Source organism: Pseudomonas sp. GM24 (genome assembly GCF_000282235.1).
Classification (GTDB): domain Bacteria; phylum Pseudomonadota; class Gammaproteobacteria; order Pseudomonadales; family Pseudomonadaceae; genus Aquipseudomonas.
The window spans coordinates 1-17,493 of record NZ_AKJR01000028.1 but is presented as its reverse complement, the minus strand read 5'-3'; the positions used below and the strand labels follow the sequence as shown (position 1 = coordinate 17,493).

At 58.9% G+C, this 17,493-nt stretch carries 12 protein-coding genes; 4 read left to right on the top strand and 8 right to left on the bottom strand.

The features are described 5' to 3' along the window. Window positions 1-74: 74 nt before the first annotated feature. The 5 genes from topA to PMI23_RS04945 all read right to left on the bottom strand — a co-directional run bounded on the left by topA (window position 75) and on the right by PMI23_RS04945 (window position 7,474). Entirely contained in the window at window positions 75-2,705 is a 2,631-nt protein-coding gene (topA, locus tag PMI23_RS04965; RefSeq protein ID WP_007949671.1) for a type I DNA topoisomerase, read from the bottom strand. Between the two features lie 114 nt (window positions 2,706-2,819). Next, entirely contained in the window at window positions 2,820-3,056 is a 237-nt protein-coding gene (locus PMI23_RS04960) for a DUF1653 domain-containing protein (protein WP_007910467.1), read from the bottom strand. Window positions 3,057-3,155: 99 nt separating this feature from the next. After that, window positions 3,156-4,331, bottom strand: coding sequence for an acetyl-CoA C-acyltransferase FadA (gene fadA / locus PMI23_RS04955; protein ID WP_007910465.1), 1,176 nt, complete (start codon window positions 4,329-4,331; stop codon window positions 3,156-3,158). 29 nt (window positions 4,332-4,360) lie between these two features. Then, complete coding sequence (gene fadB / locus PMI23_RS04950; RefSeq protein WP_007910463.1) at window positions 4,361-6,508, bottom strand: fatty acid oxidation complex subunit alpha FadB; 2,148 nt, start codon at window positions 6,506-6,508, stop codon at window positions 4,361-4,363. A 528-nt stretch (window positions 6,509-7,036) separates the two neighbouring features. Beyond that, a complete protein-coding gene (locus PMI23_RS04945) occupies window positions 7,037-7,474 on the bottom strand; it encodes a hypothetical protein (protein WP_007910461.1) in 438 nt (145 codons plus the stop codon). 103 nt (window positions 7,475-7,577) lie between these two features. Between PMI23_RS04945 and PMI23_RS04940 the strand changes: the two genes are divergently transcribed. Then, window positions 7,578-8,015, top strand: coding sequence for a universal stress protein (locus PMI23_RS04940; RefSeq protein WP_007910454.1), 438 nt, complete (start codon window positions 7,578-7,580; stop codon window positions 8,013-8,015). A 174-nt stretch (window positions 8,016-8,189) separates the two neighbouring features. Here the strand turns inward: PMI23_RS04940 and PMI23_RS04935 are convergent, their stop codons facing one another. Further along, complete coding sequence (locus PMI23_RS04935) at window positions 8,190-10,112, bottom strand: ATP-binding cassette domain-containing protein (RefSeq protein WP_007910438.1); 1,923 nt, start codon at window positions 10,110-10,112, stop codon at window positions 8,190-8,192. Between the two features lie 214 nt (window positions 10,113-10,326). Between PMI23_RS04935 and PMI23_RS04930 the strand changes: the two genes are divergently transcribed. Beyond that, window positions 10,327-12,255 carry a transglycosylase SLT domain-containing protein gene (locus tag PMI23_RS04930; RefSeq protein WP_007910437.1) on the top strand — a complete coding sequence of 643 codons (1,929 nt, stop codon included), beginning with the start codon at window positions 10,327-10,329 and terminating at the stop codon, window positions 12,253-12,255. 71 nt (window positions 12,256-12,326) lie between these two features. Here the strand turns inward: PMI23_RS04930 and PMI23_RS04925 are convergent, their stop codons facing one another. Continuing rightward, entirely contained in the window at window positions 12,327-14,132 is a 1,806-nt protein-coding gene (locus tag PMI23_RS04925) for an ABC transporter transmembrane domain-containing protein (RefSeq protein WP_007910435.1), read from the bottom strand. A gap of 255 nt (window positions 14,133-14,387) precedes the next feature. On the opposite strand from PMI23_RS04925, the gene PMI23_RS04920 reads away from it, so the two are divergent. Beyond that, a complete protein-coding gene (locus PMI23_RS04920; protein ID WP_007910433.1) occupies window positions 14,388-14,567 on the top strand; it encodes a PA1571 family protein in 180 nt (59 codons plus the stop codon). Between the two features lie 113 nt (window positions 14,568-14,680). On the opposite strand, the gene pdxB is transcribed toward PMI23_RS04920, so the two are convergent. Then, window positions 14,681-15,823, bottom strand: coding sequence for a 4-phosphoerythronate dehydrogenase PdxB (pdxB, locus tag PMI23_RS04915; protein WP_007910431.1), 1,143 nt, complete (start codon window positions 15,821-15,823; stop codon window positions 14,681-14,683). A 159-nt stretch (window positions 15,824-15,982) separates the two neighbouring features. Between pdxB and PMI23_RS04910 the strand changes: the two genes are divergently transcribed. Beyond that, entirely contained in the window at window positions 15,983-17,392 is a 1,410-nt protein-coding gene (locus PMI23_RS04910; protein WP_007910428.1) for an MATE family efflux transporter, read from the top strand. Window positions 17,393-17,493 lie beyond the last annotated feature (101 nt).

The window sequence follows — 17,493 nt, the reverse complement described above, 5'->3', positions numbered from 1 at the left end:
CCGCAAGCACAAAACAAAAAGGCCGCATGAAAACCCAAGGGTTCTCATGCGGCCTTTCAGTATCAGGCTAATGCTTATTCAGCTTTGGCCTTCGTACGCTTGTCTTCAACCGTCCACTTGCCACCGTCGTAGTAAGCTTTCCAACCAGTAGGCTTGCCGTCGACTTCAGTCTGCACGTATTGCTCCTTGGTCTTGCGGCTGTAGCGGATGACCGCAGGCAGACCATCAGGATCCTTCTTCGGCGCGTCGCAGAGGAAGTGGTACTTCGGATCGATTTCGTCCTTGTGCGGCACAATCTCGATCACCAGCGGAGCGCGGGTTTCACGGTTTTTCGGGAACTGGCTGGCGGCCAGGAACAGACCAGAGGCACCGTCACGGAGAATGTAGGTGTCGTTGACCTTTTCGCATTTCAGCTCAGGCATCTTCACCGGATCCATCTTCGGCGGCGCTGCATCACCGCTTTTCAGCAGTTTGCGGGTGTTCTTGCACTCAGGGTTGGTGCAACCGAAGAACTTGCCGAAACGGCCAGTCTTGAGCTGCATCTCGCTGCCGCACTTGTCGCATTCCAGGCTCGGACCTTCGTAGCCCTTGATGCGATAGCTGCCCTCTTCGATTTCGTAGCCAGCACAATCCGGGTTGTTACCGCAGATGTGCAGCTTGCGCTTCTCGTCCAGCAGGTAAGCGTCCATCGCCGTGCTGCAGATCGGGCAACGATGCTTGCCACGCAGCACCAGCGATTCCGACTCACCTTCGTCGTCCGCAGCGATTTCGTCGCCCGGCACCAGGTTGACGGTGGCCTTGCAGCGTTCTTTCGGCGGCAGGCTGTAGCCTGAGCAACCAAGGAACACGCCGGTCGACGCAGTACGAATCTGCATCGGACGGCCGCAAGTGGTGCACGGAATGTCGGTCATGACCGGCTGGTTGGCACGCATGCCGCTGTCCGGGTTTTCGGCTACTTCGAGCTTCTTTTTGAAGTCGCCGTAGAACTCGTCCAGCACACTTTTCCAGTCGCGCTCACCCTGTGCCACGTCATCGAGGTTCTCTTCCATGCCGGCAGTGAAGCCGTAGTCCATGAGGTTGGAGAAGCTTTCCGACAGACGCTCGGTGACGATGTCGCCCATCTTTTCCGAATAGAAACGACGGTTGTGCAGGGTCACATAGCCGCGATCCTGAATGGTCGAAATGATCGCAGCGTAAGTCGAAGGACGACCGATGCCACGTTTTTCCATTTCTTTAACCAGGCTCGCTTCCGAGTAACGCGCCGGCGGCTTGGTGAAGTGCTGGGACGGATCGAGCTTGATCAGCTTCATCACGTCGCCCTGCGCCATATCGGGCAGAACGTCGTCATCACCCGGCTTGGCAATTTGCGGCATAACGCGGGTGTAACCGTCGAACTTGAGGATACGACCCTTGGCACGCAGCTCGAAATCGCCAGCACCCACGCTGACGGTGGTCGACAGATATTGCGCCGGCAGCATCTGGCAAGCGAGGAACTGGCGCCAGATCAACTCGTAGAGACGCTCAGCGTCACGCTCCATGCCTGCAAGCTTGCTCGGAATGGTGTTGGCGTCGGACGGACGAATCGCTTCGTGAGCCTCTTGTGCGCCTTCCTTGCTGCTGTAGACGTTTGGCGTTTCCGGCAGGTACTTCTTGCCGAACTCGTCTTCGATGTAAGTACGCGCCATCGTCACGGCATCAGCCGAGAGGTTGGTCGAGTCGGTACGCATGTAAGTGATGTAGCCGGCTTCGTAGAGACGTTGGGCCATCATCATGGTTTTCTTCACGCCGAAGCCCAGGCGGTTACTCGCAGCCTGTTGCAGTGTCGAGGTGATGAATGGCGCCGAAGGCTTGCTGCTGGTCGGCTTGTCTTCGCGCTTGACGATGCTGTAGCTGGAAGACTTGAGCTTCTCCAGCGCGGCCATGGCCTGGGCTTCGTTGAGCGGCTTGAAGGCCTCGCCTTTCTCGCGAGCCACTTCGAAACGCACGGTCGAGCCTTTGGTGGTGCCGAGATCGGCATGCACTTCCCAGTACTCTTCCGGGTTGAATGCACGGATTTCACGCTCACGCTCGACCACCAGCTTCACGGCAACCGATTGCACGCGACCGGCAGACAGGCCACGGGCGATCTTCGCCCACAGCAGCGGCGAGACCATGTAACCCACAACGCGGTCGAGGAAACGACGGGCCTGCTGAGCGTTGACACGATCGATGTCCAGCTCGCCCGGTTCCGAGAAGGCTTCCTGAATCGCCTTCTTGGTGATTTCGTTGAACACCACACGCTTGTAGCGGCTGTCGTCACCACCGATGGCTTCGCGCAGGTGCCAGGCAATGGCTTCCCCCTCGCGATCCAAGTCGGTTGCGAGATAGATGGTGTCAGCATCTTTGGCGAGCCGGCGCAGCTCTTCGATGACCTTCTCTTTACCCGGGAGGATCTCGTACTTGGCTTTCCAGCCATGATCGGGATCGACACCCATACGCGAGACCAGCTGCTTGCGCGCTTTCTCTTTCGGCGAGAGCACCGGACCTTCGCCCGCAGCAGCCTTGCCGCGCTTGGCGGCTGGCTCTTTGCTGGCGCTAGCCGAACCGCTGGTGGGCAGGTCTCGGATATGGCCGATACTCGACTTCACCACGTATTGGTTACCCAGATACTTGTTGATGGTCTTGGCCTTAGCCGGGGATTCCACAATGACCAGCGATTTGCCCATGGATCAGAAAATTCCTGAATTCTAGAAGTGAAAGGCGGTTGGCGCCTGACGCGGCACCGCTATATATAGTTGATACAAGGTGAGGTCAAGCACAGGGTTCTGTGCACACTCGCCTCATGCCTTGGAAAAAAGGCTCGGTTCGGCTTGCACCAAAGCAAAGCGTGGCACCTGCTCGCCGTCAACCTCGACCGACTCGAGAAACATGCTCAGAGGGCGCACCCAAAAGCCGTAATCGCCATACAGGGCTTGGTAAAAGACCACTTCTTCTTCGGTCTCGGAGTGCCGCGCAACACTGAATACGCGGTACTGCGGACCTTTGTAATGTTGGTAGAGCCCAGGTTGTATCGGCATGGTTTGGCCCTCACTCAAATTTTTTCAAAAATAAAAACAAAATAAATCCACAAAAACAAAAACCGGGGCACTTGGCCCCGGCTTCCATCGACGAGACGCTTAAACGCGTTCGAAGACGGTGGAGATGCCTTGGCCGAGACCAATGCACATAGTGGCCACCCCGAAGGTGCCGCTATTCTGCTTCATCACGTTCAGCAAGGTGCCGGAAATACGGGCACCGGAGCAACCGAACGGGTGACCCAGGGCGATCGCGCCGCCGTGCAGGTTAACCTTCTCGTTCATCTTGTCGAGCACTTTCAGATCTTTCAGCACTGGCAGGGCCTGTGCGGCGAACGCTTCGTTGAGCTCGAAGAAGTCGATATCGTTGATCCCAAGGCCCGCACGCTTCAGGGCTTTTTGTGTCGCCGGAACTGGACCATAGCCCATGATCGCCGGATCCACACCCGCCACTGCCATCGAACGGATAACCGCCATTGGCTGGATACCCAGGTCCTGTGCACGCTGCGCCGACATCACGATCATGCACGAAGCACCATCAGTGATCTGCGACGAAGTACCGGCAGTCACGGTGCCGCCCTTTGGATTGAAGGCTGGCTTGAGAGCCGCCAGACTTTCCAGGGTGGTTTCCGGACGAATGGTTTCGTCATAGTCGAACAGTTTCAGGAAACCGTTCTCGTCGTAGCCTTGCATCGGAATGATTTCGTCTTTGAACTTGCCTTCCACGGTTGCCTTGTGGGCCAACTGGTGGGAACGCACGCCGAAAGCGTCTTGCTGTTCGCGAGTGATGCCGTGCATTTTGCCGAGCATTTCCGCGGTCAGGCCCATCATGCCCGAGGCTTTCGCCGCGTACAGCGACATGTGCGGGTTCGGATCGACACCGTGCATCATGCTCACGTGGCCCATATGCTCGACGCCGCCAACCACGAACACGTCACCGTTACCGGTCATGATCGCTTGCGCAGCGGTGTGCAGTGCGCTCATCGACGAGCCACACAGACGGCTGACGGTCTGGCCGGCCGAGGTGTGCGGGATCTGGGTCATCAGCGACGCCATGCGCGCGATGTTCCAGCCCTGCTCCAGGGTCTGGTTGACGCAGCCCCAGATCACGTCCTCGACTTCAGCAGGATCAACCTTGGCGTTGCGTTCCAGCAGTTTGCTGATCAGGTGCGCCGACATGTCTTCAGCACGGGTGTTGCGGTGCATGCCGCCCTTGGAGCGGCCCATCGGAGTACGACCGAAGTCGACAATCACGACGTCTCTAGGATTCAAGCTCATAAGTTCACTCTCACTCTAGTTGGGGGCGCTTAACCGAAGAAGCTCTGGCCGGTTTTGGCCATTTCACGCAGCTTCGCGGTCGGGTGGTACAGCGCGCCCAAATCAGCGTACTGGTCAGCCAGGGCAACGAACTCGGCAACACCGATCGAATCGATGTAGCGCAGCGCACCGCCACGGAATGGAGGGAAACCGATACCGTAAACCAGACCCATGTCGGCTTCGGCGGCGGTTTCAACGATGCCGTCTTCCAGGCAACGCACGGTTTCCAGACACAGCGGGATCATCATCCAGTTGATGATGTCTTCGTCAGTGACTTCGCGCTGCTCGTAAACGATCGGCTTGAGCACTTCCAGCACCGACGGATCGGCGACTTTCTTCTGCTTGCCTTTCTTGTCGGCCTCGTAGGCGTAGAAGCCCTTGCCGTTCTTCTGGCCCAGGCGCTTGGCTTCGTACAGCACGTCGATGGCCGAACGACGGTCATCCTTCATGCGATCCGGGAAGCCTTCAGCCATCACGTCACGACCGTGGTGACCGGTGTCGATGCCGACCACGTCCATCAGGTACGCCGGGCCCATCGGCCAGCCGAATTTTTCCATGACCTTGTCGATACGGACGAAGTCCACACCGGCGCTGACCAGCTTGGCGAAACCGCCGAAGTACGGGAACAGTACGCGGTTGACCAGGAAGCCCGGGCAGTCGTTGACGACGATCGGGTTCTTGCCCATTTTCTTGGCGTAGGCAACGGTGGTGGCAACAGCCAGCTCGCTGGACTTCTCGCCACGGATCACTTCCACCAGCGGCATCATGTGCACCGGGTTGAAGAAGTGCATGCCGACGAAGTTTTCCGGACGCTTGAGGGCCTTGGCCAGCAAACTGATAGAAATTGTCGAGGTGTTGGACGCGAGGATGGTGTCCTCTTTGACCTGACCTTCCACTTCAGCCAACACGGCTTGCTTGACCTTCGGGTTCTCGACCACAGCTTCGACAACCAGATCGACGTGACCGAAGTCGCCGTAGGACAGGGTCGGACGAATGGCGTTGAGCACTTCAGCCATTTTCGCAGCGGTCATGCGACCTTTATCAACGCGGCCAACCAGCAGTTTGGCGGCTTCGGCCAGCCCCTGCTCGATACCGTGCTCGTTGATGTCCTTCATCAGGATCGGCGTCCCTTTGGAAGCCGACTGATAGGCGATACCGCCACCCATGATGCCGGCGCCGAGTACAGCGGCCTGCTTCACGTCTTTGGCGATTTCGTCATAGGCCTTGGCCTTTTTCTTCAGCTCCTGATCGTTCAGGAACAGACCGATCAAGCTCTGCGCGGCAGAGGTCTTGGCCAGTTTGACGAAACCGGCGGCTTCGACTTCCAGCGCCTTGTCACGACCGAAGTTCGCGGCTTTCTGGATGGTCTTGATCGCTTCAACCGGTGCCGGGTAGTTCGGACCAGCTTGACCGGCAACGAAACCTTTGGCGGTTTCGAAAGCCATCATTTGTTCAATGGCGTTCAGCTTGAGTTTTTCAAGTTTCGGCTGACGCTTGGCCTTGAAGTCGAACTCGCCGGAGATGGCGCGTTTGATCAGTTCAAGAGCGGCTTCCTGCAGCTTCTCCGGAGCAACCACGGCGTCGACGGCGCTGACTTTCAGGGCGTCTTCAGGGCGGTTTTCCTTACCGGAGGCAATCCATTCGATGGCGTTGTCGACACCGATCAGGCGCGGCAGACGCACGGTGCCGCCGAAGCCTGGGTAGATGCCCAGTTTGACTTCCGGCAGACCGATCTTGGCCTTGGTCGACATGACGCGATAGTCAGCCGCCAGGCACATTTCCAGACCGCCGCCCAGTGCGATGCCATTAATGGCCACTACGGTTGGGACATTGAGGTCTTCGAAATCGCTGAAGATCTTGTTGGCTTCGAGATTGCCAGCAACCAGCTCGGCATCCGGCAGCTTGAAGTTGTCGACAAATTCGGTGATGTCGGCGCCGACGATGAACACGTCCTTGCCACTGCTGACGATCACGCCCTTGATCGAAGCATCTGCCTTGATGGTGTCTACGGCCTGACGCAGTTCGTTCAGGGTTAGACGGTTGAACTTGTTGACGGACTCACCCTTGAGGTCGAATTTCAATTCGACGATGCCACTTTCAAGAGCTTTAACCGTGATGGCTTTACCTTCGTAAATCATCAACTGATCTCCACGATATGGAAGCTGAACAGTACACGTCGGACGCAGGCGAATGGCTCGGCAGGACGCTTTTTCGTCGATGCTAACGCCAATCCACCCGGCACACCCGCCAACGCGATAGTCGGGATTCTGTAGGAGCAGTCTGTAAGACAAACGCTCAATTCATACGCCCGTTTGATTTGGGTACGTCACCTTCACGGAATTTCCAACAATTGTCAATCGCCCAAAATACGGGTTGAAATGCGACTTTGCGGTCATTTCCGTCAGACGAAGACCCGCAACACGCGTCTGCATGTGAAGCCATTCATAGAATCAATAGTTAGAAAAGTCGCCCTAATTCGCGGCGGCCCTTGTTTAAAGGGCTACGCTGGGAGGACTACAGAGAAATGCGCTGAGCGCTCCAAGCCCCATCAGCATCAAAAAACGTTTCCGGCCTGCCTGGCCAACCCCGCCCGATGAATCATGTCGGGCTTTTTATTGCGCGTCTGCCGGACGTTTCACACCATTGCAGTGCGAAAAGTCCGCGCGTCACGCCAGCGCTTTCAGAGTGGCGTCGATATCCTGCAAAACCGTCGCTTCACCCTTCTCGCCCCAATACAGAGCGATCATCTGCTTGTCTGCCTCGACTTTGAAAACGTTGCCCGGCAACTTTTCGAAATGATTGAGCAGCGCACGATCCTCGCAGACTTCCTGCCATTGATTGACCCATACACCCGGCGATTTCTGCCAGTAAGTCCAGCAGACGGGCTGCTTGCTACGGCGCGGTCGATGATATTGCGCACACGGGTTCGGCGGCTCTTGCGCCAGCCAGTGCGGCCATTCCTGAGGGGCCAGCTGCATGGCCAGACCGATGCGTCGCGCCTCCATGCGCAGGGCGATGCGACCGCTTTGCGCGCGCGATGGGCGCAGCCACGCCAGCGGACTTAAAACCACCAGCAGGATTGACACCACCAACCAGACCGTCATATCTCTATTCCCAATTCTTGGTGAGCGCATTGTGTCACTTTGGAACCAATGCGCTTGAAACCAGCCATACTTAACAATATTGAAACCTCACGAGGAGCACCTCATGCCCTACCACCACATCCTGGTCGCCGTAGATCTGACCGAAGAGTGCGACCCTGTGATTCACCGCGCCCGAGAGCTATCGGTGAGCAATGGCGCCAAGCTGTCGCTGGTGCATATTGTCGAGCCGATGGCCATGGCGTTCGGCGGCGACGTGCCGATGGATCTGTCACAACTGCAACAACAGCAGTTCGATCAGGCCAAGGAACGCCTCGAGCGCCTGAAACTCAAGTACTCCGAACTCGAAGGCGCCAATTGTCACCTGACTTATGGCCAGCCACGCCAGGAAATCCATCATTTCGCCAAGGAACAAGCATGCGACCTGATCGTGGTCGGCAGCCATGGCCGTCACGGTCTGGCGCTGTTGCTCGGCTCGACCGCGAATGACGTGCTGCACGGCGCGCCATGCGATGTATTGGCGGTACACTTGGTCAAACGCTGAAATACCATTCCATGCAGGAGCAAGCCTGCTCGCGATAGCGTTCTGACAGTCGACGAATTCGTTGAATGCTAATCCGCTATCGCGAGCAGGCTCACTCCTACAAGGGAACTGCGTTTACATATGAAAAGCCCGGCGTTCATCACTGAGCGCCGGGCTTTTTCACATCAGGAACAATCAGGCATCCAGCTCGGCCCAACGTTCCATCAACGCATCCAGCTCAGCCTGCAACTGCTCCAGCGAAGCAATCACCTTGGCTGTTTCAGCCGCAGGGCGCTGATAGAAGCCAGCTTCAGCCATTTCGGCTTCCACGGCAGCAATCTGCTGTTCCTTGGCGTCGATATCAGCGGGCAACGCTTCCAGCTCGCGTTGCAGCTTGTAGCTCAGCTTTTTCTTGGCAGCCGGGGCAGCAGCGACAGGTGCTGCAACTACAGCAGGCTCGGCAGTGACCACCGCCGAATTCAAGTCAGCCTTGCCCGACTTGCTTTCAGTCACGCCCAACAGGCGCGGCGAACCACCCTGACGGATCCAGTCCTGATAGCCGCCGACGTACTCACGCACCTTGCCTTCACCTTCGAAGACCAGCGTGCTGGTGACCACGTTGTCGAGGAATGCCCGGTCGTGGCTGACCATCAGCACGGTGCCGTTGAAAGTCAGCAGCACTTCTTCGAGCAGCTCGAGGGTTTCCACGTCGAGGTCGTTGGTCGGTTCGTCGAGGACCAGCAGGTTCGCCGGCTTGCTGAACAGTTTGGCCAGCAACAGACGCGCACGCTCACCACCTGACAGCGCCTTGACCGGCGTGCGGGCACGCTGCGGGCTGAACAGGAAGTCGCCGAGGTAGCTCAGCACGTGACGGCTCTGGCCATCGATATCGATAAAGTCGCGACCTTCGGCGACGTTGTCGATCACGGTTTTTTCCAGATCCAGCTGATGGCGCAGCTGGTCGAAGTACGCTACGTCGATCCGCGTGCCCTCTTCCACTTTGCCACTGGTCGGTTGCAGACCGCTGAGCATCAGTTTCAGCAGGGTGGTCTTGCCGGTACCGTTGGCGCCGAGCAGACCGATACGGTCGCCGCGCGTCAGCACCATCGAGAAATCCTTGATCAGGAACGGGCCGCCCGGGTGAGCGAAACTCACGTTCTCGAGAACCATCACCTGCTTGCCGGACTTGTCGGCCGTGTCCAACTGAATGTTGGCCTTGCCGGTGCGCTCACGACGCTCGCTACGCTCGACGCGCAACGCTTTCAGGGCGCGGACGCGGCCTTCGTTACGGGTGCGGCGCGCCTTGATACCCTGGCGGATCCAGACTTCTTCCTGGGCCAGTTTCTTGTCGAACAGCGCGTTGGCGGTTTCTTCAGCGGCCAGTGCGGCTTCTTTGTGCACGAGGAAGCTGGCGTAGTCGCCGTTCCAGTCGATCAGGCCACCGCGATCCAGTTCGAGGATGCGTGTAGCAAGGTTTTGCAGGAAGGAACGGTCGTGCGTGATGAACAGCACGGCGCCCTGGAAATCTTTCAGCGCTTCTTCGAGCCAGGCAATTGCACCGATGTCCAGGTGGTTGGTCGGTTCGTCGAGCAGCAGCAGATCCGGCTCGGACACCAGCGCCTGTGCCAGCAGCACGCGACGACGCCAGCCGCCGGACAACTGGGCGAGGGTCTTGTCCGCCGGCAGTTGCAGGCGGCTCAAAGTACTCTCGACCAGAGTCTGCAAGCGCCAACCATCACGGGCTTCGAGGTCTTGCTGAACGTGCATCAGCTTGTTCAGGTCATCTTCAGTAACGCAGTTCTGCGCGAGGTGATGGTATTCGGCGAGCAACGCGCCCACGCCATCAAGGCCTTCAGCGACCACGTCGAACACCGTCCGATCGTCGGCCACCGGCAATTCTTGCGGCAATTCGCCGATTTTCAGACCGGGGGCACGCCACACTGAGCCTTCATCGGGCTTCTGGTCGCCCTTGACCAGTTTCATCATGCTGGACTTGCCAGTGCCGTTGCGGCCGATGATGCACACCCGCTCACCACGGGCGATCTGCCAGGACACCTTGTCCAACAACGGCATAGCGCCGAACGCAAGGGACACATCGCTGAATTTGAGCAGGGTCATGAGCTTCTCCAAAAACCGGGCGCGCATTCTACCTGAGTTAGGGCTTCAACAGGCCGGCAATTTGTCTGTCGAAGCACTCTGCACAACATTTGTTGCGAACTTGTGCTGCGAGGCCGGCAAAGCTTTCGCCGCTTGCTGGCAAAAGGCTAAGCTACAGACAATTCAGTGCTGATTCGTGTCGGCACTTGTCATGATTTCTCTGCCCGGATGTCTCATGCGCAGTCGCCTTTTCAGTGTTTTGTCCTGTTTGCTACTTACCGCCGCTGCCGCTCAATCCGCCCAGGCGGTGGACCTGTCCACCCAACGCCAGTATTACGATGAAGCCAAGCGCGCCTTGGCCAAGGGTGATACCGGCCCGTATTTCCGCTACAGCCAGGCGCTCGCCGATTATCCGCTGGAACCGTATCTGGCTTACGACGAACTGACCGCGCGCCTGAAGTCCGCGAGCAATGCGGAAATCGAGAAATTCCTCGCCGAACACGGTGACCTGCCCCAGGCCAACTGGATGAAACTGCGCTGGTTGCGCTGGCTCGCCGACCGTGGCGACTGGGCAACCTTCGTCAAATACTACGACCCGAAACTCAACTTCACTGAACTGGACTGCCTCAACGCGCAGTACCAGATCACTCACGACAAGAAAGCCGAAGGCTATGCCAACGCCGACAAGCTGTGGCTGACGGGCAAATCGCAACCCGCCGCGTGTGACGCGCTGTTCGGGATTTGGGCCGCCGATGGTCAGCTCACTGAGCAGAAACGCTGGGAGCGCACCAAACTCGCCGCTCAGACGCGTAACTATCCCCTGGCCAACAGCCTGGTCAACGGCCTGACCACCCTCGCCCCGCGCGGCCGTTTACTGGTGGATGTGGCGCAAAAGCCGGAACTGCTCAATCAGCCTTCACGCTTCACCCCGGCCGACGAGCCGATGTCCGATGTGGTCAGCCTCGGCCTGCGCCGCCTCGCGCGTCAGGATCCGGACAAGGCCATGGCGCTGCTCGACGGCTACGCCAGCAGCATGCATTTCTCCCGCGATGAAAAAGTCGCGATCGCCCGGGAAATCGGCCTGACTCTGGCGAGGCGTTTCGACAGCCGCGCGCTGGACGTGATGACCAAATACGATCCGGAACTGCGCGACAACACCGTCTCGGAATGGCGTTTGCGCCTGCTGTTGCGTCTGGCGCGCTGGGACGATGCGTATCAGCTGACTCGCCGTCTGCCGCAGGACCTGGCCACCACCAACCGCTGGCGCTACTGGCAGGCGCGCAGCCTGGAACTGGCCCAGCCGCAGAACCCGGAAGCGCAGACCCTGTACAAAAACCTTGCGCGCGAACGGGATTTCTACGGTTTCCTCGCCGCCGACCGTTCGCAATCGCCCTACTCGCTGAACAACAAGCCATTGGTCCTCAGTCAGGCGCTGATCAACAAGGTGCGCAACACTCCAGGCGTACGCCGCGCGCTGGAATTCCACGCCCGCGGACAGATCGTCGACGGTCGCCGCGAGTGGTATCACGTCAGCCGCCACTTCAATCGCGATGAAATGGTTGCTCAGGCGAAACTCGCTTACGACTTGAAATGGTATTTCCCGGCGATCCGCACCATCAGTCAGGCGCAGTACTGGGACGATCTGGATATTCGCTTCCCGATGGCTCACCGCGAAACGCTTGTGCGTGAAGCCAAGGTACGTGGCCTGCATTCGAGCTGGGTGTTTGCCATTACCCGCCAGGAGAGTGCCTTCATGGACGACGCCCGTTCCGGCGTCGGTGCCAGTGGCCTGATGCAACTGATGCCCGGCACCGCCAAGGAAACCGCACGCAAATTCAGCATTCCGCTGGCCTCGCCGCAGCAAGTGCTGGACCCGGACAAGAACATCCAGCTCGGCGCCGCTTACCTGAGCCAGGTGCACAGCCAGTTCAACGGCAACCGCGTCCTCGCCTCCGCCGCCTACAACGCCGGACCGGGTCGCGTACGCCAATGGCTGCGCGGCGCCGATCACCTGAGCTTCGATGTCTGGGTAGAAAGCATTCCGTTCGACGAGACCCGTCAGTACGTGCAGAACGTGCTGTCTTATTCGGTGATCTACGGCCAAAAGCTCAACTCGCCACAGCCGCTGGTGGATTGGCATGAGCGGTATTTTGATGATCAGTAATCCAGCGCTTACTGCCGGATAACGAAAAATGCCCGTATCTCGCGATACGGGCATTTTTTATGGGCACGGCCTTAGTGAATGGCAGGATCGGTGACAGGATTCGTTGAAGCGCTCTTGCCATCATTGAACTGCAACGCCGCCAACCGTGCATACAGCGGATTGCTGGCAATCAGCTCCTGATGAGTACCAATGGCCACCAGCTTGCCCTGATCCATCACCGCAATCCGGTCAGCGTTTTTCACCGTGGCCAGTCGATGCGCGATCACCAGCGTGGTGCGGTTCTGCATCAGGCTCGGCAAAGCTTCCTGAATCAGATGCTCACTCTGCGCGTCGAGGGCGCTGGTGGCTTCGTCCAGCAGCAGGATCGGTGCGTCGACCAGCAACGCCCGGGCGATCGCCAGACGCTGACGCTGCCCACCGGAAAGACCGAGACCGCCATCGCCGAGATGGGTCTGATAACCGTTGGGCATTTTTTCGATGAAGTCATGAGCGTGGGCAATTTTTGCCGCTTCCTTGACTTGCTCCAGCGTCGCCCGCGGATTGCCGTAACGAATATTTTCTTCAACGCTGCCGAAAAACAGCGCCGGCGATTGTGATACCAAAGCGAAGTGACGGCGCAGGTCCAGCGGGTCGAGGCTGGTCAGCGGCACACCATCGATAAGAATCCGCCCTTCCACGGGGTCATAAAAGCGCAATAGCAAATCGTACACCGTGGACTTGCCGGCGCCCGATGGCCCCACCAGCGCCAGCGTCTCGCCGGCCCGAATGGTCAGGTTCAAGCCGTTGACGGCATAGCTTTCAGGACGCGATGGATAGGAAAAACGTACTTCCTGTAATTGCAGTTCACCCCGCACGCGCTCCGGCAGGGTCACAAGCCCGGCGGTTGGCGGCTGGATGATATTTTCCGAACCCAGCAATTCAGCGATCCGCTCGGCGGCACCTGCCGCACGTTGCAGCTCGCCGATCACCTCACTCAAGGTGCCGATCGCACTGCCGACGATCAGGCTGTAGAAAACAAACGCCGCCAGTTCGCCTCCAGTGATACGTCCGGCGATCACGTCCATGCCGCCGACCCATAACATCACTGCCACCGCGCCCAAAACCAGCACGATCACCATGGTGATCATCCATGAGCGCTGGAAGATACGTTTGCGTGCCGTGTCGAAGGCGTCCTCGACCGTTGTCGCAAAACGCCGCTCATCCTGCACCTGATGGTTGTAGGCCTGCACGGTTTTGATCTGGCCGAGGGTTTCCGACACATAGCTGCCGATATCGGCGACGCGGTCCTGGCTCAATCGCGACAGATTGCGTACGCGTCGGCCGAAAATCAGGATCGGCGCGACCACGAACGGCAGCGCAATCACCACAATGCTGGTGAGTTTCGCATTGGTCACGAACAGCAGGATGACACCACCAATGACCATCAGCAGGTTGCGCAGGAACATCGACAGCGACGAGCCGATCACCGATTGCAGGAGTGTCGTGTCGGCAGTCAGCCGCGACTGAATCTCCGAACTGCGATTGTTCTCATAGAAGCCCGGATGCAGATAGACCAGATGGTTGAACACCTCACGGCGAATGTCGGCGACGCAGCGCTCGCCGATCCACGATACCCAGTAAAACCGTGCGAACGTGCCGACCGCCAGGCCCAGCACCATTAACATGAAGATGCCGATGCTCTGATTGAGCTGATGCGGCGACTGAGTCATGAAGCCGCGGTCGACCAACAGTTTGATCCCCTGCCCCATCGATAACGTAACGGCGGCGGTGACGATCAACGCCAGCAGCGCGCCGATGACTTGCCAGCGGTAAGGAGCCAGAAATCGAGTGGTCAGACGCAGGGCGCGCCGGTGCCTTGACGAAAGCTTCGGGGTCATTCAGGTACGCATCCGTGTTGATGAAAGGGCTAGCGTAAACCTTCTTTGGGGTGGAACTCTGTAAATCACAATGAGTCAGGTTAAATATGCCCCCAAAGACTAGGCCATAGTTGCTATCGGTCTAACGTCGCGGTTGAGACGAACGGTCATTTCTGTTGGACTGGAATGGCCGCTCATGACGGATCGAAGGCGCTGTCACAGCCTGGTCACGTGGCGGTTTTAATCTGGGTACACAACCTGATGAGGAGACAGGCCATGTCCTTGCAACACAGCAGCGATGACAAGATTCAAGTGATCCGCACCAAGCCCGGCCAATCTCTGGGTTGCTCGATACTGGATAAGGATGGGCGTGAAGTACCGATCACTGAAGAAATGATCCAGCAAGCGTGCAGCGAGCTGGAGAAGCGATTGATCAAGCCTGCCGAACAAGAGTGATATAGCCACCGTCTTCCTGACCCGGCCCCTTTGGCCGGGTTTTTTCTGTCTGCAGATCAGGTATTTGTGGCGCGGCATTCGCGAGCAAGCTCGCGAATCGCCCATCTCGCTTTCTAGACAGGTACCGCACCCAGCGCCGACACGATCTTCGCCAACGCCGGTGAATCCCCTTCAATGCGCACCTTCAGTCCTTCAATCTCGCGCCGCACCGGATATTGCTTGCGCAACACGTCGAACGCCGCACGCTGCTCGCCGACATTGCCTACGAGGCTGCGGCGAAAATCCGCGTCATCGCGGCGCGGGTCGTACACCCCACGGCACAACATCGCCAGTGCCCAGGCCGGATCGCTGTCACCGTGCAGGGAAACTTCCGACAACCACGGTGCCGGCAACAGATCACTGAGTTGAATGCTCGCCGCTTGACCGAGGAATGTGCAGTAAGCCTGATAGATCTGCGCCGTTCCGCGCTGTTTGCCATCAAGGCTATAACCGGCAATGTGCGGGGTGGCCAAGACGCAGAGTTCGGCCAGCGCAACATCCACTTCAGGTTCTGCTTCCCAGACATCGAGAACGGCTTGCAGGTCTTCACGCTCCAGCAACACTTCGCGCAGAGCAAGGTTATCCACCACAGGACCACGGGCCGCGTTGATCAGCCATGCGCCGGGCTTGAGTTGCTGCAAACGTTGCTGATCAAACAGATGCCAGGTCGCGCCGTCGCCGCTGCGCGTCAGCGGCGTGTGCAAACTGATCACATCGCACTGCTCGATGATCTGCTCGAGGTTGACGTAATCGCCGCCTTCGGCAGCCTGCCGTGGCGGGTCGCAGACTTTGACGTTCCAGCCCAGGCCCTTCAGGACCTTGATCAGCCGTCCACCGACCTCACCCGCGCCGACGACCCCGTAGGTGCGCTGAGTCAGATCGACGCCTTCGATTTCGGCGAGTGTCATCAGACTGCCCAGCACGTAATCAACCACGCCGCGGGCATTGCAGCCAGGCGCACTCGACCATGTGATGCCGGCCTCATTGAAGTAGTCGAGATCCAGATGATCAGTGCCGATGGTGCAGGTGCCGACAAAGCGCACCTTGCTACCTTCCAGCAAAGCACGGTTGACGTTGGTCACCGAGCGCACAAGCAATACGTCAGCCTGCTCGACCGTCGCTCGGTCGATGGAACGGCCCGGCACCCGGCGGATCTCGCCGAAACCGGCAAAAAAGGCATCGAGCAGCGGGATATTTTCGTCGGCAACAATCAGCATGGCGGGCTCCTTTGGCGGATCGGCAGTTTAGGTGCAGATCGGTCGCTGAGCCAGCGAGCTTTGCGCTTACAAATCCGCAACAGAGGATTTTTCCTGACCAAGGCGTCAGCGGCGTAGAATGCGGCGCCTTGCGCATCAACACCTGTGGACGTTTTGCCCGTGAATTCTGTAACTGATCAACCTGTCGCTGTTTCCCTGACCCGCCCGGCGCGGATTCGCCTGGAGTTCAAGAACCTGCTCGCCCTGGCGTTGCCGATCATCATCGCGCAACTGGCGACCACGGCCATGGGCTTCGTCGATGCGGTGATGGCTGGCCGCGTCGGGCCAAAGGATCTGGCGGCCGTTGCGCTGGGCAACTCGATCTGGGTGCCGGTGTTTCTGCTGATGACCGGCACCCTGCTGGCAACCACGCCGAAAGTTGCCCAGCGCTTCGGTGCCGGTACCCACAGCGAAATCGGCCCGCTTGTACGTCAGGCGTTGTGGCTGGCACTGGTGGTCGGACTGATTGCGACGGCGATGCTGGTGGCCGCCGAACCGGTGCTGCACCTGATGAAGGTCGATCCCGAGCTGATCGGCCCGTGCATGCAATACCTGCACGGCATCGCCAGCGGTCTGCCAGCAGTGGCGTTCTATCACGTGTTGCGCTGCACCAGTGACGGCATTGGTCGTACGCGTCCGGCGATGGTACTGGGCCTGTGCGGTCTGGCGCTGAACATTCCGCTGAACTACATCTTCATCTATGGCCACTTCGGCGTGCCGGCGATGGGCGGCGTTGGTTGCGGATGGGCCACGGCGATTGTGATGTGGGTGATGGCGCTGGGGCTGGCTGGTTATGAGCGCTGGGCGCCGGCCTATCGTTCGAGCGAAATCTTCAGCCGTTTCGACTGGCCGCAATGGGCAGTGATCAAGCGGTTACTGGCAATTGGTCTGCCGATCGGCATCGCCGTGTTTGCCGAGTCGAGTATCTTTGCCGTGATCGCGTTGTTGATCGGCAGCCTCGGCGCCACGGTAGTGGCCGGGCACCAGATTGCGCTGAACGTCAGTTCGCTGGTGTTCATGATTCCCTACTCGTTGGGCATGGCGGTGACCGTGCGCGTCGGTCAGGCATTGGGTCGCGAAGAACCGCGTGAGGCGCGCTTTGCTGCTGGCGTCGGTATGGGCACCGCGCTGGCCTACGCCTGCCTGTCGGCGAGCATGATGCTTTTGTTGCGCGAGCCGATTGCGGCGATCTATACCGCTGACCCGACCGTGATTCACATCGCGGCGATGCTGATTGTGTACTCGGCGCTGTTCCAGTTTTCCGACGCCATCCAGGTGACCGCTGCCGGCGCACTGCGCGGTTATCAGGACACGCGGGTGACGATGATCCTGACCCTGTTCGCCTATTGGGGGATTGGTTTGCCGGTGGGCTATGCCCTCGGCCTGACCGACTGGCTCGGTGAGCCACGCGGCCCGAGCGGCTTGTGGCAGGGTCTGATCGTTGGCCTGAGCTGCGCGGCGTTGATGCTGTCGATCCGCCTGACACGCAGTGCACGCAAGCGTATTCGGATCAGTCGCTCGGCGGGCTAAACCCTTAAAACCGGGACAAAAAATGTGGGAGCCAGCCTGCTGGCGAATGCGGTGAATCAGTCGCCATCAATAGTGACTGAGATACCGCTTCGCGAGCAGGC